General features: G+C 64.7%; 15 protein-coding genes and 1 pseudogene. 3 read left to right on the top strand and 13 right to left on the bottom strand.

The window, feature by feature from the left end:
- Position 1: 1 nt before the first annotated feature.
- The 9 genes and pseudogenes from BM269_RS27410 to BM269_RS27375 all read right to left on the bottom strand — a co-directional run bounded on the left by BM269_RS27410 (position 2) and on the right by BM269_RS27375 (position 6,206).
- On the bottom strand, positions 2-409 hold the full coding sequence (locus BM269_RS27410; RefSeq protein WP_229204825.1) for a TFIIB-type zinc ribbon-containing protein: 408 nt from the start codon (positions 407-409) through the stop codon (positions 2-4).
- A 21-nt stretch (positions 410-430) separates the two neighbouring features.
- Positions 431-541: pseudogene (locus tag BM269_RS30180) on the bottom strand (zf-TFIIB domain-containing protein); the annotation flags it as partial.
- Positions 538-2,601, bottom strand: coding sequence for a flotillin family protein (locus BM269_RS27405; protein ID WP_090445225.1), 2,064 nt, complete (start codon positions 2,599-2,601; stop codon positions 538-540). The pseudogene BM269_RS30180 and the gene BM269_RS27405, both read right to left, overlap by 4 nt.
- Before the next feature lie 34 nt (positions 2,602-2,635).
- Positions 2,636-3,265, bottom strand: a complete 630-nt coding sequence (locus BM269_RS27400) for a hypothetical protein (protein WP_090445222.1) — start codon at positions 3,263-3,265, stop codon at positions 2,636-2,638.
- Between the two features lie 24 nt (positions 3,266-3,289).
- Complete coding sequence (locus tag BM269_RS27395) at positions 3,290-3,625, bottom strand: hypothetical protein (protein ID WP_090445219.1); 336 nt, start codon at positions 3,623-3,625, stop codon at positions 3,290-3,292.
- 6 nt (positions 3,626-3,631) lie between these two features.
- A complete protein-coding gene (locus tag BM269_RS27390) occupies positions 3,632-4,342 on the bottom strand; it encodes a PspA/IM30 family protein (RefSeq protein ID WP_090445216.1) in 711 nt (236 codons plus the stop codon).
- A 10-nt stretch (positions 4,343-4,352) separates the two neighbouring features.
- Positions 4,353-4,781 (bottom strand): DUF2170 family protein, encoded by a 429-nt coding sequence (locus BM269_RS27385; RefSeq protein ID WP_090445213.1) that lies wholly within the window; start codon positions 4,779-4,781, stop codon positions 4,353-4,355.
- A 217-nt stretch (positions 4,782-4,998) separates the two neighbouring features.
- Complete coding sequence (locus tag BM269_RS27380; protein WP_090445211.1) at positions 4,999-5,472, bottom strand: hypothetical protein; 474 nt, start codon at positions 5,470-5,472, stop codon at positions 4,999-5,001.
- Between the two features lie 122 nt (positions 5,473-5,594).
- Entirely contained in the window at positions 5,595-6,206 is a 612-nt protein-coding gene (locus BM269_RS27375) for a TetR/AcrR family transcriptional regulator (protein WP_090445208.1), read from the bottom strand.
- A gap of 55 nt (positions 6,207-6,261) precedes the next feature.
- Here BM269_RS27375 and BM269_RS27370 point away from each other — a divergent pair, with 55 nt between their 5' ends.
- The 3 genes from BM269_RS27370 (at position 6,262) to BM269_RS27360 (ending at position 13,819) form a co-directional block, all read left to right on the top strand.
- Complete coding sequence (locus tag BM269_RS27370) at positions 6,262-9,051, top strand: valine--tRNA ligase (RefSeq protein WP_090445289.1); 2,790 nt, start codon at positions 6,262-6,264, stop codon at positions 9,049-9,051.
- A gap of 297 nt (positions 9,052-9,348) precedes the next feature.
- On the top strand, positions 9,349-13,227 hold the full coding sequence (locus BM269_RS27365) for a fibronectin type III domain-containing protein (RefSeq protein WP_090445205.1): 3,879 nt from the start codon (positions 9,349-9,351) through the stop codon (positions 13,225-13,227).
- A gap of 142 nt (positions 13,228-13,369) precedes the next feature.
- Positions 13,370-13,819: a DUF2147 domain-containing protein gene (locus BM269_RS27360; RefSeq protein WP_090445202.1), complete on the top strand. Its 450-nt coding sequence runs from the start codon at positions 13,370-13,372 to the stop codon at positions 13,817-13,819.
- Between the two features lie 51 nt (positions 13,820-13,870).
- On the opposite strand, the gene BM269_RS27355 is transcribed toward BM269_RS27360, so the two are convergent.
- The 4 genes from BM269_RS27355 to BM269_RS27340 form a co-directional block, all read right to left on the bottom strand.
- Positions 13,871-16,231 carry an efflux RND transporter permease subunit gene (locus BM269_RS27355; RefSeq protein ID WP_090445199.1) on the bottom strand — a complete coding sequence of 787 codons (2,361 nt, stop codon included), beginning with the start codon at positions 16,229-16,231 and terminating at the stop codon, positions 13,871-13,873.
- Positions 16,228-17,316 (bottom strand): YCF48-related protein, encoded by a 1,089-nt coding sequence (locus BM269_RS27350; protein WP_090445195.1) that lies wholly within the window; start codon positions 17,314-17,316, stop codon positions 16,228-16,230. The genes BM269_RS27355 and BM269_RS27350 overlap by 4 nt, the downstream gene beginning before the upstream one ends.
- A gap of 82 nt (positions 17,317-17,398) precedes the next feature.
- Entirely contained in the window at positions 17,399-18,742 is a 1,344-nt protein-coding gene (locus BM269_RS27345) for a DUF1329 domain-containing protein (protein WP_211482754.1), read from the bottom strand.
- Between the two features lie 22 nt (positions 18,743-18,764).
- Complete coding sequence (locus BM269_RS27340) at positions 18,765-20,696, bottom strand: DUF1302 domain-containing protein (protein ID WP_090445192.1); 1,932 nt, start codon at positions 20,694-20,696, stop codon at positions 18,765-18,767.
- Between the last annotated feature and the right edge of the window lie 77 nt (positions 20,697-20,773).

The following is a 20,773-nucleotide window of genomic DNA, read 5'->3' as shown; positions in this document are numbered from 1 at the left end:
TTCAGTCGCTTTGGTCTTTAGGTGCGCCCAGGAAGGCGAGCATCTCGCGGCGGTTCGGACGGGTGTCCAGCCAGGCCCGGATGCGGGCCAGTTCGGCGAAGTCGTCGCCGAAGCGCGCCTGCACGGCTTGCTCGATGCGCTCACGCGACGCAGCCTTTTGCACGCTGGCCTGCCAGCGGTCGGAGGCGATCGCATCGAGCTGGCCGTGGACGCCGAGCGAGACCAGGGTGTCCCACTCGCCGGCATCGAGCCAGATCGCCTGCGCTGCCGCGCTGTAATCCAGGCGCAGCGGATGCTGGCTGTCCACCTTCAGGCGCGTCATCAGGCGGCCGGTCTTGGGGCAGAGCCGGACGGCGCCGTCGGTGACGCTGGGCTCCCACGCGGCGACGGCCAGTGCCATCTCGGGCATGGACTTGCGCCAGGCGCGATAGCGCGCGAGCTCCACCAGCACGCCGCCGCAGGAATCGCAGCGCTCGGCGGGCAGGCCGCCTTCGATGCGGGTCGGCTCGAAATGGGTGTTTGCGCAGGCCGGGCAGATCATGGCTTGCCTTTCAGCTCAGGGACCGCGGCGATCAGGTTGTTCAAGGCGTGCTGCTGTTGCTGGGTGCCTTCGCGCGACACCTTGGCCAGCAGCGAAGCCACGGTCAGGTTCTGCAGCTCGCCCGCCGAGCCGCCCAGCGCGCCGATCAGGCCGCGCAGGTCGTTCACCATGTCGCGCTCGCCGCTCAGGTGGTCCTTCAGGCCGATCTGCAGGGTCTTGCTCTTGTCGATGGCCGCGTCGATGCCGCGCCCGACCGACAGCGCACGCACGAAGCTGTCGAAGTAGTTGCCGTCGCCGCCGACGATGTCGATCTTGGCGTTCTGCAGGGCCTTGCCCAGTACCTCGGCCTGTTCGCGGGCGATCATGGTCTGCGCATCGATGCCTTTCAGGGCCTGCTCGTTGGCCAGTTCCAGCTGCATGCGGAACTCTTCGTGGGCGCGCGTCTCGGCGCTCATCGCGGACATCGATTCGAACTTCTGCGCCAGGCCGCGCGACTCGGCTTCGAAGCGGGCCTCGATCACTTTCGCTTCCGCCGTGCCCAGGGTTGCGGTGGCGGCGGCATCGGCCGTCTTCACGGCCGCTTCGGCCAGGCCCAGTTGCTCCTTGCCCTTGGCTTCGGCTTCCATGCGCAGGCGGGTGGCTTCGGCCTGTGCCGCGCCCTGCTTGACGATCGCTTCGGACGACGCCAGCATGACCTTCGCTTCCGCCAGGCCCGGGGCGGCGATTTCGGCTTCGGTGCCTTCCGCCTGGCGTTTCTTGGCTTCAGCTTCCTTCTCGGCGACTTTCAGCGCCGCTTCCGCCAGGGTCAGTTCCTGGGCGGCGCGATGCTTGGCCGCGCGTTCTTCCGCTTCGGCTGCCTTGACGGCCAGCAGCAGCTTCTCTTCGGCGCTGGCCTCGGCGGCGATCACCACCGACTTCTTGCCGCGGTCGGCCTCGGCCAGGGTGCGCACATCCTTGATGGCTTCTTCCTGCTCGGCCACCGTGCGCTCCACCACGATGCGCTCGCGGATCACGTCGGCAATGGCCTTCTTCTGCACTTCCAGCGCCTTCTCTTTATCGATGCGCTGCAGTTCGACTTCTTTTTCACGCGCGACCACTTCCAGCAGGCGGGCGCGGGTGACGCGCTCCTCCTCGATGGCGACGGCGCGCTTGCGGTTGTTCTCCGCCACTTCCTTCTCGCGGGTGGTGTTTTCCTGCTGCACCAGCACGACCTGTTCGGCCTGCAGGCGGGCCAGCTCGGATTTGGCGCGCTCTTCGGACTGCACCTTCTCGGCCTCGGCCTGCTCGCGGGCGCGCACGCTGGTCACCTCGCGGTTTTGGCGCGCCTCGGCGTCGGCCTGCTGGCGCTCAAGTTCCAGGATGGCTTCGCGGGTCTCCACGTCCTTCTTCTTGATGCGCATTTCCTCGTCGCGCTTCAATTCATTGGTGCGGACGCTTTCAATCGCGGTCAGTTCGGTGATCTTCTTGATACCCTGGGCGTCCAGGATGTTGTGGCTGTCCAGCTTCTCGATCGGGGTCTGTTCGATATAGTCGATGGCCGCGTCTTCCAGGATGTAGCCGGACAGGTCGTTGCCGATCTGGCGGATGATGTCGTCGCGGAAGCGGTCGCGCGCCTGGTACAGGTCGACGAAGTCCATCGATTTGCCGACGGTCTTGAGCGCTTCGGCGAATTTGGCCGAGAACAGGTTTTCCAGCGTCTCCTGGCTGGAGGCGCGGGCGCAGCCGACTGCCTGTGCGACCTTCAGCACGTCTTCCTTGGTCTTGTTCACGCGCAGGAAGAAGGTGACCTTGATGTCGGCGCGGATGTTGTCGCGGCAAATCAGGCCGTCCTTGCCCAAGCGGTCGATCTCGATGGTCTTGAGCGAGATCTCCATCAGTTCCCGCTTGTGGATGATGGGGTAGACCATCCCGCCGGTGAAGCTGACGTCCGGCTCGGCGCGCAAAGTGTTGATGATCATTGCGTGACCCTGTTCGACTTTATGGTAGAAGCGCGCGAACATTGCCAGGGCGCCGAGCAAGACGACGATCCCGGTGGCGGCTGCAATCAACATGATGTCCATGGATTTCCTTCAGGTGTGTTGGTGTTGTAGGTATTTATTGTTCTAAGTTGGCCGCGCTGGCGGCCTGTACTTCGTACTTCTGCGCTGACTCGTCGTAGGCGACGATCACCGCGAGGGCATCCTTGCCCAATGCGTTGGGCGAACTGGCCCACACGCGCACGTTCAGGCTGGCCCCGCTGGTTTCCACTTCGGCGCGGCCGAATTTTTCGTCCACCGACAAGGTGACAATGCGGCAGGTGCGGCCGACCAGGCTGCGGTTTTCCGGCGCATGGTGCTTGACGAACAGTGGACGCAAGGGCTTGACCAGGCGCGCCGAGATCCACACGCTGAACGCCGCCGACGCCAGCAGGATGGCGGCGCCGCCGGCCCACTGCAGCCCCCCGGCCGGCAGCCAGGCCAGCACGTATTGGTGCAGCAGGGCGGTCGGCAGCCAGGTGAAGAAGACCAGCAGCGTGGCCACGATCGAGAACGGCACGCCGCCCAGGCCCAGCGCCACCAGCCACGAGGCCAGCGTTTCCAGGTCGGCGTGATCGGCGTCACCTTCGATGTTTTCGCCCAGCTCGAACACGCCAACCACCGACAAGCCCCAATACACCAGCAGGATGATCAGCAGGACGGTGGGGATGGCGGTGGGAAAGCTGGCCAGGATTTGCCAGGTGCTCATGCAGTGCCCTTCATGTTGGTGAGGTCAGCTATTTTCATGTTTTGATTGCTTTTTTGCAAATTCTATCAGCTGCTCATGCAGGATTTCCTTGATGCGGCGCCGGTCGGCCGCGTCCACGCCCAGGCGTTCGCCCAGCAGCGCGTAGTCGGCATCGGACAGGCTGACCGTCAGGCGCGGGCGCACCGGCTTGGTGGCATACGGCAGGCCGAGGATCTTGCGGATCTGGTCCGAGGTGGAGAGCTGGCTCTTGAACGCGGCAAGGCGCACCGCGTCGATCACCTGCGTCTCCACGTCGAAAGCCACCTGAACGGAGCGCAAGGCCGCATCCGATCCCGACCAGCGGGAGGAACTGCGTACCATGGCGCGTCAACCCTGGTCCGGCGGGGCCGGCTTGACGCGCGCCTGCAGGCGGGCCATCACTTCGGCCTTGCGGTTGGCGCGCTCGCCGATCCCCGCTTGCGCCAGCTTGTTCTCCAGCGCCTTGGTGCCGAATTCGCCTTCCAGCACTTCGGCTGCCTGCATGCGGTCGGCCAGGTCCTGGTGGCGCTGGCGAATCCGCTCCAGCGATTCTTTTGCGCCCATCAGCCTGGAGCCGCTCGAGCCCATGTTCTGGGAGATGGTGGCGGTAGCCTTGTAGACGCTCTCGGTGGTCTTGGCCATGGCCAGTTGGCGCTCATGTTCGCGCAATGTGGCTTCGGCGTTGCGGATCATGTCCTTCAGGCGCGCGATGTGGCCAGCGTATTGGACGCGCGCCTCTTCCTGTTCGGCCAGCGCCACTTCCAGGTCGGCGACACGCGCGGCGACTTCTTCGGCCAGGCCCGCCTCGTTTTTTTGCAGCGCCTGCACGGCCAGCTCTTCGTATTTTTGCAGTTCGGCGCGCAGGCGTTCGATTTCGCGGCCGGCCTGCATTTCCTTGGCCATCACCGCGGTCAGGTCATGTTTGGCAGTGGCCACGTGGGCGGTGGCTTCGACGATTTCCTGTTCGTAGATGGTGGTGGCATTGCTGTCGACGACGCTCTGGCCGATCTCGCGCAGGTTACCTCGCAACATGGTCAGCATTTTGGAAAAAACAGCCATGATGGCCTCCTCACAGTAGAAATTCGTTGAACACTTCCAGGGCTTCGAGCGCATTGTCGGCGGCCATGGCAACGTCGGTGGCAATGCTGTCCGGCGCGGCGTCGGCAGCCAGGGCGCCGAAGATGACGTAGTGCTCGCCGATGCGGCCGAAATTCGACAGCGGAATCGCGATGTTCAGGTCCATCATCGCTTCCAGCATCTCGGCGCGGCGCTCGGGGCGCACTTCGCGCTCGGTCCACAGGTAGCAGATGCACAGCACCTGCTGCGGCGAAGCGGTGACGAACACCGGAATCTCCTCCTGACCTTCGATGCACATGCGCATGACCGGTACGCCATCCGGCTCGCTTGGCGCCAGCAGGTTGGCGCTCACCGACAGCGAGCCCACCTGGGCGGACAGCGCGCGCTCGATCGCCAGCATCCGGCCCATCACTTCGTCCATAGAGTCTCTCCTTGTTGTGGGTGGTTAGACATATTATGTCGGAAGTATAAAAGCTTGACATAAAATGTCAAGGACCGCCGCGGCGCTTTGCGCAGCGGTCCTCGTTCGGGCACTGTCGGGGGGAGGTGCTGAAATCGCGCGGCCCGCAATCACTCCAGAGGGGGAGTTTTCAGGCGCAGCAGATTTTCAGCAGTTTTCAGCACTTTGCAACACGATTTCAGCACTTCTCAACGCGAGATGTGCACATCGCTTCCTCTCTTGCCCGTGCCGCCTCGCGGTATGCTTTCCGGCGAGCTTCGGCCTCAGCTGAATAGCGAAGCCTGGTTGCTGGCGTCCAGTTGAGTTCTCCCGGGAGCTGGACCAGAATCGCCTTCCACGCATTGCGAACGGTCCCCAGACTCGCACTGGCAAATTGGTTCGGCGACATGCTCACACCTTCATAAATGAGCTCGCCACCAACAATGGTTGCGTAATGCGCGCGCTGCAGGCTGGTAATACGCAAGCGGCTGCCATCTGGCAGCATGACCGTTTTCCAGAGATAGCCTTGCGGCCCGCGCTGGCGCGCCAACCACTCGCGGAAGATACGATCCACAAGGTCGGAAAAGTCCTGTTCGCTGGCGTGCTCAGCCTGATAATCGAGTAAGGCGCGCAGCGTTGGCAATGCGATTGGTACGCTCACAAGTTGGTTCATGCTGAAATTTCCCGAGACGAAAATCCCTTAGAGGGAGAAATTCGAGAGAAGTTCAAATTTCAGCACTTTTCAGCACCTTGCAACACCATTTCAGCACTTCCCACAGAGGGACCCGGAAGGAACTACCGAAGCAGGAAGCGAATGGCGGACTCGGCCAGTTCATCGATGCTGACGCCGGCGTCGCGCCGGTACCATTGCGCCGACCAGTTCAGCGCCCCGAACAGCCACAGCCGATCGAGCTTGCCCGGTGCCGGCCACTCGCCGGACGCCTGCAGCTCGCGCAGCACCGCATCCCACTGCGCCTCGTAGCGGTCCTTGGCCGCCACGATGCGCAGTTGCCCTTCCGGCGACAGCGCGCGCCACTCGTAGAGCATGACGTAGACGAAATCCTGTCCCGGCGACAGCAAGGTCTCGAGATGGGTATGCACCAGGCGCCGCAACGCCTCGCGCGCCGGCAGCTGCAACGCAGCCACCTCCTCGATGCGCGCCAGGGCCTGCTGCATGCCCTCCTCGATCACCGCCTGCAAGATGTCCTGCTTCGACTTGAAGTGATAAAACCACGACCCCGCCTGCACGCCCGCGGCGGCCGCAATATCGCGCACGGTCGTGTTATCGAATCCTTTTTCGCGGAATAGTCTTGCCGAAACGGCAATGAGCAGCGTTTTCAGGCTGTCGGAAGCGGCCTGCGCGGGGCGGCCGCGCTTGCGTGGCTGGGGGGAATTGCTGGCGTCCATGTCCCCAGCAATCTACCTTATAATGAAAGTTTTCGCCAAATTTACAGCCCAAATCATGGAATTAGCCAAGTCTTTCGAGCCTGCCGACATTGAACAGTTCTGGCGCAGCGAGTGGGAAAAGCGCGGTTACTACGCAGCCTCCCTCGACCTGAGCAAGCCGTCCTTCAGCATCCAGTTGCCGCCGCCGAACGTCACCGGCACCCTGCACATGGGCCACGCCTTCAACCAGACCATCATGGACGGCCTGACCCGCTACCACCGCATGCTGGGCCACAACACCGCCTGGATCCCTGGCACCGACCACGCCGGCATCGCCACCCAGATCGTGGTGGAGCGCCAGCTGGACGCGCAGAAGGTGTCGCGCCATGACCTGGGCCGCGAAAAATTCGTCGAAAAAGTCTGGGAGTGGAAAGAAAAATCCGGCTCCACCATCACCGGCCAGATGCGCCGCATGGGCACATCCCCTGACTGGCAACGTGAATACTTCACCATGGACGCCGAGCGCTCCAAAGTGGTGAGCGAAGTCTTCGTGCGCCTGTTCGAACAGGGCCTGATCTACCGCGGCAAGCGCCTGGTCAACTGGGACCCGGTGCTGGGCACCGCCGTCTCCGACCTGGAAGTGGTCTCCGAAGAAGAAGACGGCTCGATGTGGCACATCAAGTACCCGCTGGCCGACGGCAGCGGCGCGCTGGTGGTCGCCACCACCCGTCCTGAAACCATGCTGGGCGACGTCGCCGTGGCGGTCGACCCGACCGACGAGCGCTACACCGCGCTGGTCGGCAAGATGCTCAAGCTGCCGCTGGTCGGCCGCGAAATCCCGGTCATCGCCGACGAATACGTCGACAAGGAATTCGGCACCGGCTGCGTGAAGATCACCCCGGCCCACGACTTCAACGACTACGCCGTCGGCCAGCGCCACAACCTGGACATGCCGTCGATCCTGACGCTGGACGCCAAGATCAATGAAAACGGCCCAGCCGCCTACCAGGGCATGGACCGCTTCGCCGCCCGCAAGCAGATCGTGGCCGACCTGGACGCGCAAGGCTTCCTGGTCGAAGTCAAGCCGCACAAGCTGATGGTGCCGCGCGGCGACCGCACCGGCGTCGTGATCGAGCCGATGCTGACCGACCAATGGTTCGTCGCCATGAGCAAGCCGGCTCCTGAAGGCACCTTCAACCCGGGCAAATCGATCACCGAAGTGGCGCTGGAAAAAGTCTCCAGCGGCGAGATCAAGTTCGTTCCTGAAAACTGGAGCACCACCTACAACCAGTGGCTGAACAACATCCAGGACTGGTGCATTTCGCGCCAGCTGTGGTGGGGCCACCAGATCCCGGCCTGGTACGACGAACAAGGCAACGTCTATGTCGCGCGCAGCGAAGAAGAGGCGCAAGCGCAAGCCGCCGCCAAGGGCATCAGCGGCGCGCTGACCCGCGACAACGACGTGCTGGACACCTGGTTCTCGTCCGCCCTGGTACCGTTCTCCACCCTCGGCTGGCCGAACGAAACGCCGGAGCTGCAAGCCTTCCTGCCATCGTCGGTCCTGGTCACCGGCTTCGACATCATCTTCTTCTGGGTCGCGCGCATGGTCATCATGACCAGCCACTTCACCAACAAGGTACCGTTCGAAACCGTGTACGTGCACGGCCTGGTGCGCGACTCGCAAGGCCAGAAGATGTCCAAGTCCAAGGGCAACACCCTGGATCCGATCGACCTGATCGACGGCATCGCCCTGGAAGACCTGGTTGCCAAGCGCACCACCGGCCTGATGAACCCGAAAGACGCGGCCAAGATCGAGAAAGCCACGCGCAAGGAATTCCCGGACGGGATCCCGGCCTACGGCACCGACGCCGTGCGCTTCACCATGGCCTCCTACGCCTCGCTGGGCCGCAACATCAACTTCGACCTGGGCCGCTGCGAAGGCTACCGCAACTTCGGCAACAAACTGTGGAACGCCACCCGCTTCGTGCTGATGAACACCGAAGGCCACGACTGCTCCGCCAATGAAACCGACCTGTCGGCCGCCGACAAGTGGATCATCTCGGCCCTCAACCGCGCCGAGCAGGAAGTGCATAAGGGCTTTGCCGACTACCGCTTCGACAACATCGCCTCCACCATCTACCAGTTCGTCTGGTACGAGTACTGCGACTGGTACCTGGAACTGGCGAAAGTCCAGGTACAGCAAGGCACCCCGGGCCAGCAGCAAGCCACCCGCCACACCCTGCTGCGCGTGCTGGAAGTGATCCTGCGCATGGCGCACCCGATCATCCCGTTCGTCACCGAGCAGCTGTGGCAGACCGTCGCGCCGCTGGCCGGCAAAGGCGGCGCAGGCCAATCGATCATGACCCAGGCCTACCCGCTGCCGAACGAAGCGGCGATCGACGCCGCCGCCGAAGCCTGGATGGGCGAGCTGAAAGGCATGACCGACGCCGCCCGCAACCTGCGCGGCGAGATGAAGCTGTCGCCATCGGTGCGCGTGCCATTGATCGTGGAAGCCTCCGGCGACGACAAGGCCAAGCTGGCCGCCTTTGCCCCATACATCCAGATGCTGGGCAAGCTGTCGGAAGTGCAGATCGTCGACGCTCTGCCGGAATCGCCGGCCGCCGTCTCCGTGGTCGGCACCACCAAGCTGATGCTCAAAGTCGAAATCGACGTAAAAGCGGAACGTGAGCGCCTGTCGAAAGAGATCGCCCGCCTGGAAGGCGAGATCGCCAAGGCCAACGGCAAGCTGTCCTCGGAAAGCTTTGTCGCCCGCGCCCCGGCAGCCGTGGTGGCACAGGAACAGGAACGGGTCGCCACCTTCGGCGCCACCCTGGCCAAGATGCAGGAACAGCTGGCCAAGCTGTAAAAAATAGGGACGTACCCCATTTTTTGAGCAATGCCCGGTCCCGCCGGGCATTTTTTTACCCTCAAACTGTAGGTAAACTACATCATCCGTGTTGACATGTAGTCAAACAATCCGTAGTTTACCCCTCTCTACCTCTGCGCACCGCGCTCCAGTGGTAGTAATAGTACATCCACACCCAAGCAGTCCCGCAAAGGGCATCACGCACTGAGACGATCCAACCGCTAGCTGCTATCGCCCCACTGGCGAGGCGCCCTTGCGCACCCGTTCCGCAGTTCCCACCTGTGAAAGGAGATGTGCATGCAATCGTGTCTGACACCCTGGGCCGCCGTCCTGGCCGCCCTGTTTGCCGCCCTGTTTGCCGCCAGCCCGGCCGGCGCCGGCCCCATCCCGGCCGCCCACGTGTACCACAACCACATGCCGAACTTCTGGCCCTTCTACGCGGTCGACCCGCTGGCCAGGTACAACGCCACCGCAGTCGGCGCGCCCGTGCGCTACACCTACGACGGCGAAGTGATCAAGTTGAAGAACAACCCGCCGGCCGGCTACAGCTACTACCTGCCGGCCTCGCTGGGCGGCGCCATCATGCCGCACGACGACCTGGTGGCCTACTACACGCCGGATGCCAAGACCGGCGCCTACCAGTACTGGCCGATGCAGGTGGCGCACGAGATGCAAAGCTGGTCCGGCGCCCAAGGCCAGGTCCACGTCACCATGTCCGGTGCCGTCATCAACAATGTGCAAAGCCTGGCCACCTTGCAGAACGTGCCCGGCTACAGCAACAGCGGCTGGGGCGCGTCATGGCTCAACACCTGGAACACGCTGAAGACCGCCAACAACTACCGCACGCTGGACACCGTGCACTTCACCGGCCACCACAGCATGGGCCCCCTGGTCGGCCCCGACTACTTCCTGAAAGACCTGGTCTACCAGAACGTCACGCTGGCCCAGCCCTACTTCCTCGGCAACGGCTTTGTCGCCTCGAAGGGCTTCTTCCCCACCGAGCTGGGGTTTTCCGAACGCCTGATTCCCACCCTGGCCAAGCTGGGCGTGCAGTGGTCGGTCATCGGCAACAACCATTTTTCGCGCACCCTGAAGGACTACCCTTACGCCAGCTATGACGCCAGCGGCGACACCCTGACCTCGCCGCCCAACCGCGCCGACTTGCGCAACACTTCCGCGGCCGGCAGCTGGGTCGCCGCCAATATGGCGCACGAACAGCAGGTGGTGGTCAACAAATTCCCCTTCGCCTCCACCCCGCACTGGGTGCGCCACGTCGATCCCGCCACCGGCGCCGTCACGCGCCTGGCCGGCATCCCGGTCAGCCAGAACGGCTCCTGGCTGGAAGGCTGGGAAGGCGCGGTCACGGTCGACGAACTGGCGCCCTACACCAGTCTCGAGGCGCGCCAGTTCTTCGTGGTGGCGCACGACGGCGACAATTCCGGCGGCCGCGCCGGTGCGCTCAGCACCTGGCAGGCCGGCCACACCAGCACTTGCAGCGGCAACGGCTATTGCCTCGGCATCGACGAATACCTGCGCGCCAAGCCGATCCCCGAGGCCGACGTGCAGCACGTGCAGGACGGCTCCTGGATCGACACGCGCGATTCCTCGTCCGACCCGACCTGGTACCATTGGCGCCTGCCGTTCCTGATCTGGAAAGGCCAGTTCGCCGACTTCAACCGCATCACCGGCAACCACCTGGCGCCCAAGACCAACCTGAAAGGGCAGCAGGAAGGCGCCACCGTCTCCTTCGAATACGGCTGGCACTACCTGGAACGCAACTTCGCCCTGCTGCAGGCTGCCCTCAACTACGCCAAGACCGCCGAGCAGATCTGGCTGGACGGCCATCCCAGCCACTGGTCGCCCGGCACGGCGCTGGAGCGCCAGGTGACGCACGCCGGCAACCAGCTCAATCCGTGGATGCTGTCCTACCCCGTCAAGGGCGACGCCGCCAACGACTACGCCGGCGGCGCCAACCCGGCGGAACTGGCCTGGTACTTCCTGCTGCCGGCCATGGACTCGGGCTTCGGCTACTACGACGAGAACAAGGACGATTCGGTCAAGCCCACGCTGGCGTTCAACAACTCGCTGGCCTTCTCGCGCCCGTACGTGCAGGCGCGCTTGGCCGAGGACCGCACCGGTCCTTCCGTCTGGTGGCCGCAGCGCTACCCCTACAACCCCGGCTCGGTCAACGCTTCCAAGGCCGAAGGCTGGACCGTGCAGCACTACAGCAATGACTTTGCCGTCTACACCTACGGCCACGACGTGTCGGGCATTGCCGGCGCCAGCGTGAAAGTACGGGTCCACGCCAGCAACAATATCGACGCGGCCGACGACACGTACAAGGTGTACGACCCGGCGGCGCTGGCCGGCCAGCCCGGCCTGTCGATCAACCCCGCCAACGTCGGTGCCTGGCAGGACATCCCGATGCAACTGCGCGAGCTGCAGCCGGACATGAACGGCGTAGCCTGGATCCCCGCCACGCGCGACACCATCGCCGCCCTGCCCGCGCAGGACAGCGGCGACCTGTATTACGCCTATCTCTCCGGCTACCGCAACCAGTTGCTGGACTATTACGTCGAGATGACCGACACCCGCGGCAACCTCACCCGCTCCGAGATCCAGCAGGTGTTTGTCGGCGCCGGCCGCTACCGCCCCGTCGCCACCGGCTCCGGCTATGCGGAAGACATCAACGGCACCGTCAACGGGGTGTACCCCTTCCTCACGGTCGACATCACTGCACCCGGCGCGCCCGGCCAGCCGGCAGCCAGCCAGCTGACGGACCGCTCGCTCACCCTGGCCTGGACCGCCGCCAGCGACAACATCGGCGTCACCGGCTACCAGGTGTTCCGCAACGGCGTGCTGGCCGGTTCCCCCGCCGGCGCCAGCTTCAGCGACAGCGGCCTGGCGCCCGCCACCGCCTATAGCTACACGGTGACCGCGCTTGACGCCGCGGGCAACCAGTCCGCCGCCAGCCCGGCCCTCGCCATCACCACGCTGGCCGCCGACACCCAGGCCCCCAGCGCGCCCGGCCAGCCGGCGGCATCGGCCATCACGCCGGTCGCCGCCACCTTGACCTGGGCGCCTGCCAGCGACAACTATGGCGTCGCCCAATACCTGGTGCTGCGAAACGGCAGCCAGGTTGGCGCCACCGCCGCCACCAGCTACACCGACAGCGGCCTGGCGCCTGCCACCAGCTACAGCTACACGGTCAAGGCGCGCGATGCGGCAGGCAATACCGGTCCGGCTTCCGCCGCCCGCACCCTCACCACGGCAGCCGGCAATGTCGCCACCGTGTACTACCGCCTGCCCAGCGGCTGGGGCAACGCCAACATCCACTACAGCCCGACCGGCGGCGCCTGGACCACGGTGCCCGGCGTGGCGATGGCCCCGGCTTGCAGCGGCTGGCTGTCGTATACCGCCAGCCTCGGCGCGGCCACCGGCTGGCAAGCCGTGTTCAATAACGGCAGCGGCAACTGGGACAATAACGGCGGCAGGAACTACGCGCTGGGCAGCGGCATCTCCGCTGTCAATGCCGGCGCCGTCACCACCGCCAACCCCTGCACCGGCGCCGACACCACCCCGCCCGGCGTGCCCACCGGCCTTGCCAGCAGCAACGTCGGCAGCCAGTCGGCCACGCTGTCCTGGATTGCCGCCAGCGACAACGTCGGCGTGGCCGGCTACAACATCCTGCGCAACAACGTGCAGGTCGCCAGCACCAGCGCCACCAGCTACAGCGACACCGGCCTGGTGCCCGCCACCAGCTACAGCTACGCGGTACAGGCCTTCGACGCCGCCGGCAACAGCTCCGCCGCCAGCGCCGCCCTTGCAGTGAGCACCACGGCGGCAGCCGGCTGCCAGGTCAGCTTCACCATCGCCAACGCCAATACCGTCGTCGGGCAGAACCTGTACGTGGTCGGCAACCACGCCGCCCTCGGCAACTGGACGCCGGCCGGCGGCTACGCGTTGGCGATCCAGGGCAGCGGCGCCAACGTGCCGTGGAGCGGCACCCTGACCTTGCCCGCCGCCAGCGCCATCCAGTACAAATACGTCAAGTGGAACGGCAGCACCGCGGCATGGGAAGGCGGCCAGGGCACCGCGTCCGGCAATCGCGAATTCAGCACCCCGGCATCGTGCGGCAGCCCCCTGCAGCGCAACGACGGCAACTTCAAATCCTGACCGTACAGCCGCGCCGCCCAGGCGGCGCGGTTCCCCCCAAAATTCTAGAGGCTTCCCTCCAAAAAAAATAGCATGACCGTACGGTGTCCCGCCGGGTCCTTTGCTAAACTGATTTTCCCCAAATCTAAAAAAGAGACACCCCATGCGCCTTACCCGCACAGTGGCGCTGGCTGCTGCAGCCTTGCTGGCTGCCGCTCCGGCATTCGCCCAAGATCCCTCCCCTGTCGGCCTGTGGAAGAACATCGATGACGTCAGCGGCAAGCCAAAGGCACTGATCCGCATCACCGAGGAAAACGGCGCCCTGCAGGGCAAGATCGAAAAGCTGTACCGCGGCCCGACCGAAGACCAGAACCCGGTGTGCGACAAGTGCACTGACGCGCGCAAGGACAAGCCGATTGTCGGCATGGTGATCGTGTCCGGCCTGAAGAAGGACGGCAGCGAGTACAACGGCGGCGAGATCCTCGACCCGAACAACGGCAAGGTGTACAAGAGCAAGCTGGAAATCGCCGACGGCGGCAAGAAGCTGAAAGTACGCGGCTACGTTGGCTTCCCGATGCTGGGCCGCTCGCAGACCTGGGAGCGCCAGGAGTAAAACCGGTAAACCAGGGTCCGACCCACAGGGTCAGACCCCGGCCTGCCGGTTTCAGCGCTTCGGCAGCAGCAACGACGCCAGCGCCGGGATCATCACGATCGCCCCCACCATATTCCACAGGAACATGAACATCAGCAGCAGGCCCATATCGGCCTGGAACTTGATGTCGGACCAGACCCAGGTCAGCACGCCCAGCGCCAGCGTCACACCGGTCAGCGCCACCGCCACGCCGGTGGTCTTCAGCGTTTCGAAGTAGGCTTCCTTCAGTTCCATGCCGCGCTCCAGGAAGCACTGCAGCCGGTTGTAGATGTAGATGCCGTAGTCCACCCCAATCCCGATACCCAGCGCAATCACCGGCAAGGTCGCCACCTTCACCCCCAGCCCCAGGCGCGCCATGATGGCCTCGCACAGTGCCGAGGTGATATACAGCGGCACCATGATGCAGATGGTCACCCGCAGCGAGCGGAACTCCCACCACACCAGCAGCGCCACAATGGCGTACACCAGCACCAGCATGGTGATCTCGGCCTGCTTGATCACGATATTGGTGGCCGCTTCGATGCCGGAGTTGCCCGCTGCCAGGATGAACTCCGCCTGCGGCGTATTGTTCTCCTTGGCGAATGCCTGGGCCGCCTGCACCACCCGCGTCAGCGTGTCGGCCTTGTGGTCGGACAGGAACACCAGCACCGGCAGCATCGAGCAATCGTTGCTGTACAACTCGGACGGAATCATGCGCTGCGCCGAATTGGAGACGAAACGGTTGCGCGACAGCGCCTGCCATTTCAGGCTGCCGCCGTTCACGTTGCTGATGATCCGCTTTTGCACCGTGAACAGCGAAGCGGTCGACTCCACGCCCGGCACGTTCTCCATCTCCCACTGGAAGCGGTCCACCACTTCCGCCGTCGGATAGGCGCCGCACTCGCCGGCCGGCGTCTTCACCATCACCACGAACACGTCCGAGCTGGTCGAGTAATGGCCGGTGATGTAGGCGTTGTCGCGGTTGTAGCGCGAATCCGCCCGCAGTTCCGGGGCGCCCGGATCGAGGTCGCCGATCTTCAGGTCGCGGTTCAGCGCGAAGGCGGTGACGAATACCGCCAGCGCGCCCAGCACCGCCAGCTTGGCAAACTTCGGCTCCGCGATGCGCGACAGCTGGCGCATGAAGCGATGCTTGCCCTGCGCCTTCCGTTGCTGGTTGCGCAGGCAGGCCGGCGTCACGCCCACGTAGGACATCAGTACCGGCAACAGGAACATCTTGGTCAGCACGATCACCGCCACGCCGACCGAGGCCGAAATCGCCAGCTCGCGGATCACGCCGATCTCGATCACCAGCAGGGTCGAGAAGCCGACCGCATCGCACAACAGCGCGATGGTGCCCGGGATGAACAGCTGGCGGAAGGTCTGCTTGGCAGCTTCCGTGTCGGTCTTGCCGGACAGCCGCTCGGCCGCCATGGTATTGATGTTCTGCACCGCGTGCGACACGCCGATGGCAAAGGTCAGGAACGGCACCAGGATCGAGTACGGATCCAGCCCGAAGCCCAGCAGCCGCACGATGCCCAACTGCCAGATCACCGCCAGCGAACAGCAAAACACCGTCACCAGGGTCGACTTCCAGCAGCGCGAATACCACAGCAGCAGCGCCACCGTCATGGCAAAGGTGATTGCGAAGAATATGCCGATCGCCTTGGCGCCGTGAATCAGGTCGCCCACCACCTTGGCAAAGCCCACGATGTGGATCGTCACGCCCTGCGCCTGGTACTTGTCGCGCACCAGCTTTTCCAGGCGCTCGGAGAACAGGCCGTAATCGAGCTTGCTGCCCTTGTCCGGATCGATCTCCAGCAGCGGCACCTGCACGATGGTGGACTTCTGGTCCGCCGCCACCAGGCTGCCGATGCGGCCCGAACGCGCCACGTTGGCCCGCACCTCGTCCAGCATGGCCGGCGAACCGTCGAAGCCCTGCGGGATGATCTGGCCGCTGTTCATGCCGGTCTCGGTCACCTCCATCCACTGCACGTTGGGCGTCCACAGCGACTTCAGGTTGCCGCGGTCCACGCCGGGGATGTAGAACACCTCGTCGGTCACCGCCTTCAGCGTGTCCAGGTACGCCTTGGAGTAGATGTCGCCGCTTTTCGCCTCCACCGCGATACGGATGTTGTTGCCCAGCGGGCGCAACTCGTTCTCGTATTTCAGGTAATTGGCGATGAAGGGATGCGTGGCCGGCACCATCTTCTGCAAGCTGGCGTCCGGTTTCAGCAGCGCCGCCTGCCAGGCGAACAGCACCGACGCCAGCAGGAAGGCGATCATGATGATGAAGCGGTGCTTGAACAGGCGCGGCTCCAGCCAATGCTCGACGGAGGTGAAGCGCTGGTGGCCCTGCTGCGCCACCTGGCAGGCTTTCTTGTCGTCGCGGATCATTTGGCGCCCTCTCCTGCGGCGGCGCGCACGCCGCCCACTCCCGACAGCAGCACCGTACCATTTACGGCCAGCATGCCGGCCGTCGGTACCGCATCGCCCTGGCGCACCACGCGGAAACTGGTGCCATCGTCATCGCTGCGCAGCAGCGCGCCATCCTGGGCCGCCAGCACGATGCTGCCGCCCTGCATGGCGCCGCCCACCAGGCTCTTTTTCGTCACCGCCGGCGTCTCGCGCCAGGTGGCGCCGCCATCTTCGCTGCGGAACACGTGGCCGCCGAAGCCGTAGGCCAGCAAGCTGCGGCCGGTGAACAGCACGCCGTACAACTGGCCGCCGTAGCCGGTTTCGATGCGCTGCCAGCTGGTGCCGCCATCCTGCGAGCGATAGACGTAGCCGCCCTCGCCCGCAATGGCCAGCACATTGCCCGGGCCGCCGCCGATCGCGTTGTAGTGCAAGCCTTCGGGATTGGGCAGGCCCGCGCCCATGGAATTCCAGTGTGCCCCGCCGTCCGTGGTACGGAAGGCCTGGCCGTATGCGCCCACCGCGTAGCCGGTCTTGGCATCGCGGAACCATACGCCCAGCAACGGGCGCGACGGGCCGAACTTGGCCGCCGCTTCAATATCGCCCAGCGCGTTCTCGGCGTCGGTGAGCGCGGTATTGCCCGCCCCCGCCGCCTGCGCCTTCGCAACCGCCGCCTTGGCGTCGGCCAGCATCAACGCATTGGCCTGGTTGCCGTCAAAGCGGGTGCGCCACTGCGCCCCGCCGTCATTGGTGGAAAGGATCACGCCGTCGTGCCCGACGGCCCAGCCGTTGGATGCGTCGGCAAACGCCACGTCGGTCAGCGTCACCGACACCGGTACCTTGGCCTGCTGCCACGCCGCATTGGCGCCGCTATCGCGCAGCAGGATAATGCCGCGCTCACCCACCGCCACCGTGCGCTGCCCGGCCTGCGCCAGTGCCGTCAGCATCGCTTTCGGCGCCCGCGCCGACATGCGCGCCGGCGTTTGCAGCGGCTCGCCCGCCCCCGCCGGCACCACCGCCAGTGCGCCCAGCAGCGCGGCAGCGGCCCGTTTCAAGACTTTATTCATGCTCTACCTGCAAAAAATGGGCGCAGCGCTCCCTGTGAACGCAAGCGCCCGAAGAGACACCCCCAAACCCGCTACGCCGTCCTCAGTTGGAAGAGCGGCGCAGCGTATCTGGCGTGAAGTTCGACGGATCGAGCTTGACGCCAAATTTGATCGGCTTCTCCTGGTTGGAGATGCCGGACAGCAGGTAGCGGCGTGCCTGCAGGTCGTAGAACACCTCGTATGCGAAGTAGTGGGTCATCGCATCGTAGTACTGGATGCCGCCGATTTCGTGCACGCGCCACAGCTCGCCGCGGCCGTCGTAGGAATCGGTGTGCACCACCTGCCAGCTGTCCTCGTCCACGTAGAACACGCGCTTGGCGTAGATGTGGCGCTTGTCCTTCTTCAGGGTCGCTTCCACCACCCACACGCGGTGCGGCTCGTAGCGCACGAAGTCCTGGTTGATATGGCCAGGGCGAACGATGTCGGCATACTTGATCGCCTTGTTGGTGATCTTGTAGTTGTTGTAGGAGACCAGCATCTCCTTCTTGCCCACCAGCTTCCAGTCGTAGCGGTCGGGCGCGCCGTTGAAGCCGTCGTAGTCGTCGGTGGTGCGCAGGCCGTCGGCGCCCTGCCCAGGCGAGTCGTACGCCACGTTCGGCGCGCGCAGCACGCGGCGCTGGCCCGGGTTGTAGGTCCAGGCCAGGCGCGATTCCTTCACCTGGTCCAGCGGATCGACCACCAGCAGCGCATCGCCCGCCACCGAGGACGGCCCGGTCAGGGTCGCCATGTAGTACAGCAGGCGGTTCGGCTCCGGATTGGCCATGCCTTGCGCGAACGCCACCTTCTCGGTCCGGGTCACCGGCGTGAAGGCGCCGTTGGTCTGCACCGGGAATTCGGCGGTGTAGCGCTCGATGGTGCCGCCGCGGTAGCGCATCAGGTGGTTCCAGATCACTTCCACCCCGCTCTTGGGCAGCGGGAACGGCACCGTGGTCCGGGCGATGCCGGTCACGCCGTTGCCGCCGCCGGCCAGCTCCGCCTTGGACGCCTCGGCCTTGATGGTGTCGTACACGCCCTGCGGATAGCCGGCCGTGCGGTAGCTCTTGTAGACATTCATCTTGTAGCTCGGGTAGCGCTTCAGCATTTCCATCTGGCCCGGCGCCAGCACGTCCTTGTACTTGTCCATATTGGCCGCCGTGATGCTGTACTGCGCCGCCTCGTTCGGCAGCGGGTCGGCATAGCCGTTCTTGCTGTCGAAGCCGGCCGGCGCCTTGGTCAGGCCGCCGCCCCAGGCCGGGATGGTGCCGGCCTTGTTGCCTTCTTTTTCCGCGCCCACCGGCGTCAGGTCCTTGCCCAGGCGGTCCGCCTCGGCCTGCGACAGCCCGGCCATGGCACCGCCCGCGATGCACGCCAGCGCTGCGGCCAGCAAGCTTTGCTTCATCATCTTCATCTACCTGTCTCCTGTGTCTTTATTAGAAGTTGGCGCCGACCACGAACTGCATGTTGTCGCGGTCGTGGAACTGGTCGTACTTGGCGCTCTTGTTGTAGCTGGTGTAGCTGATGTCTGCGTAATAGCGGTTGTTGTAGTCCGCGCGCAGGCCGACGGAGCGGGTCTGGCGGTCTTCCACGAACAGGTTGTCCGCCGCATAGCCTTTCACGTCGTGCGCGAAGTAGACGCGCGGCTTGAAGTTGATGCCGGCCACCACGTTCGGGAACAGCATCTCGGCCGACAGGCGGTAGCCCCAGGCGCTGCTGGTGGCATAGCCCTGGTTCTCGCAGTACGAGGCGTTCGGCTGGATGCCGGCCGGGCCGCAAGTGCCGCCCAGCGCCGCGGTCGGGCCGAAGTTGTACATGAAGCCGCGCACATAGCGGGTGCTGGTGTTCGGGTCGCCGATGCCGCTCCACTTCTGGCCCGCCACCTCACCCAGCAGGGTGAGCGAATCGGCGCCCAGCACTTGCGGGAACTGGCGGATGAAGGACACTTGCGCCTGGGTCTTGTCCTTGCGGTCGTAGCCGTGGATCACGGTGCCGGTCGGCACCGCCGGGTTGCGCGCGATCACCGCCAGCTTGGCCTGCGGGCCGATGCCCAGCGCCGTGCCGACCAGCAGGTCGATGGCGTTGATCTGCACCGGAATGTCCTTGGTGCGCGACACTTCGCCGAACAGCGAGAAGCCGCCCACTTCGGTGGCCGCCGACAGGCCCAGCGTCTTCACGTTCTCGCCGCTGTAGTCCCACACGATATTCCCGGCCGGCAGCACGCCCAGCGTGCCCAGTGCGGGCGCCAGCGACGGCACGGCTTTCACCAGCTGCGCCAGGCGGCCCGACCAGACCGACGGCAGCGCCGACGGCTGCTTGACCACCGACACGATCGGCGAGTGGCTGTGGTAGCGCGCGAAGTAGACGCCGAAGTCGGTCGCGATGGCATCGGCAAAGTAGTGGCTGGAGAGACCGAACTGGCCGGATTTCTTCGGCTTGATCTTTTCCGCCGTGGTCATGCGGAAGTTGAGCGGCATGCTGCGCGACAGGCCGAGCGAGGCCAGCACCGGATTCAGCGCAGCCGGCAACGCGGCCAGGAACGGCGCGCCATTGTACTGGCCCTGGTCATTCAGCTTGGTGCCGTCGCCAAACAGCACGGTGCCGTTGTTGCAGTTGAGCGAATCGGCCGCCGACCAGTAGGTGCCGCAACCGTCCACCACGTTCTGGCGCCAGCCCAAGTTGTAGAACGCTTCCACCGACAGGCCGTTGCCCAGGCCCAGGTTGGCCATCAGGGCCGGTTGCGGGCGCAGGATTTCCTTGACCTGGGCGCCGGGGCGGCGCGCGGCGCTGGTATCGAAGGCGCCCATCGCGTTAATGCCCGGCACGAACAGCGATTCGCCCCAGTTGATCACCTGGTTGCCCAGCTTGGCGCTCAGCGCCTTGCCGCCCAGGTCCCAGTTGGCGAACACATAGGCGTCGGCCAGCGCGGCGCCGTCAAAGGTGGACAGCTGGTCGAAGCCGTTGTCGTTCAACTCGCCGTTCGACTTGTAGCCGTTGTTGTAATGCCCGTGCGGCATTTCCTTGCCCTTGAGCGTTTTGTCGTACCAGGCGAAGCCGCGCATGAACAGGCCGTAGGTATTGCCCTTCAATTCCAGTTCGCCGGTCAGCTTGCCGACGGTGGAATAGGCGTCGTGCTTGGAGAAGTTCAGGTTGCCGTCGTCGGCGCCGGCGCCTGCCGTGCCGCCATTGGGTACAGAGATCAGGTTCTTGTCTGCATCCTTCATCCGGATGCTGGTGCCGACCGACATATTCAGGGACCAGCGTCCTTCCAGTCCATTGTCGGTGGTGAAGGTATCTGCGTGCGCCAGTGGGGTTGCCAGCGCCGCCGCCACAGCGAATGCCATGGTACGGTTGTACTTCCTCGTCATCCTAGTGTCTCCTAATGGTTTTTTACAGCTTTTTATACAGACTTATTTGACTGCTCAACTGCTCAACTGCTTAACTG

Origin of the sequence: Duganella sp. CF458 (assembly GCF_900113115.1) — a bacterium.
Classification (GTDB): Bacteria; Pseudomonadota; Gammaproteobacteria; order Burkholderiales; family Burkholderiaceae_D; genus Rugamonas.
Note: the sequence above shows the minus strand (reverse complement) of the source record. Positions and strands in the feature narration are given on the sequence as shown.

Coding starts and splice junctions, on each gene's coding strand:
- BM269_RS27400 (WP_090445222.1), bottom strand. CDS start 3,265: ATGAGCACCTGGCAAATCCTGGCCAGCTTTCCCACCGCCATCCCCACC.
- BM269_RS27350 (WP_090445195.1), bottom strand. CDS start 17,316: ATGAATAAAGTCTTGAAACGGGCCGCTGCCGCGCTGCTGGGCGCACTG.
- BM269_RS27360 (WP_090445202.1), top strand. CDS start 13,370: ATGCGCCTTACCCGCACAGTGGCGCTGGCTGCTGCAGCCTTGCTGGCT.
- BM269_RS27410 (WP_229204825.1), bottom strand. CDS start 409: ATGCCCGAGATGGCACTGGCCGTCGCCGCGTGGGAGCCCAGCGTCACC.
- BM269_RS27355 (WP_090445199.1), bottom strand. CDS start 16,231: ATGATCCGCGACGACAAGAAAGCCTGCCAGGTGGCGCAGCAGGGCCAC.
- BM269_RS27375 (WP_090445208.1), bottom strand. CDS start 6,206: ATGGACGCCAGCAATTCCCCCCAGCCACGCAAGCGCGGCCGCCCCGCG.
- BM269_RS27395 (WP_090445219.1), bottom strand. CDS start 3,625: ATGGTACGCAGTTCCTCCCGCTGGTCGGGATCGGATGCGGCCTTGCGC.
- BM269_RS27380 (WP_090445211.1), bottom strand. CDS start 5,472: ATGAACCAACTTGTGAGCGTACCAATCGCATTGCCAACGCTGCGCGCC.
- BM269_RS27370 (WP_090445289.1), top strand. CDS start 6,262: ATGGAATTAGCCAAGTCTTTCGAGCCTGCCGACATTGAACAGTTCTGG.
- BM269_RS27390 (WP_090445216.1), bottom strand. CDS start 4,342: ATGGCTGTTTTTTCCAAAATGCTGACCATGTTGCGAGGTAACCTGCGC.
- BM269_RS27385 (WP_090445213.1), bottom strand. CDS start 4,781: ATGGACGAAGTGATGGGCCGGATGCTGGCGATCGAGCGCGCGCTGTCC.
- BM269_RS27405 (WP_090445225.1), bottom strand. CDS start 2,601: ATGGACATCATGTTGATTGCAGCCGCCACCGGGATCGTCGTCTTGCTC.
- BM269_RS27340 (WP_090445192.1), bottom strand. CDS start 20,696: ATGACGAGGAAGTACAACCGTACCATGGCATTCGCTGTGGCGGCGGCG.
- BM269_RS27365 (WP_090445205.1), top strand. CDS start 9,349: ATGCAATCGTGTCTGACACCCTGGGCCGCCGTCCTGGCCGCCCTGTTT.
- BM269_RS27345 (WP_211482754.1), bottom strand. CDS start 18,742: ATGAAGATGATGAAGCAAAGCTTGCTGGCCGCAGCGCTGGCGTGCATC.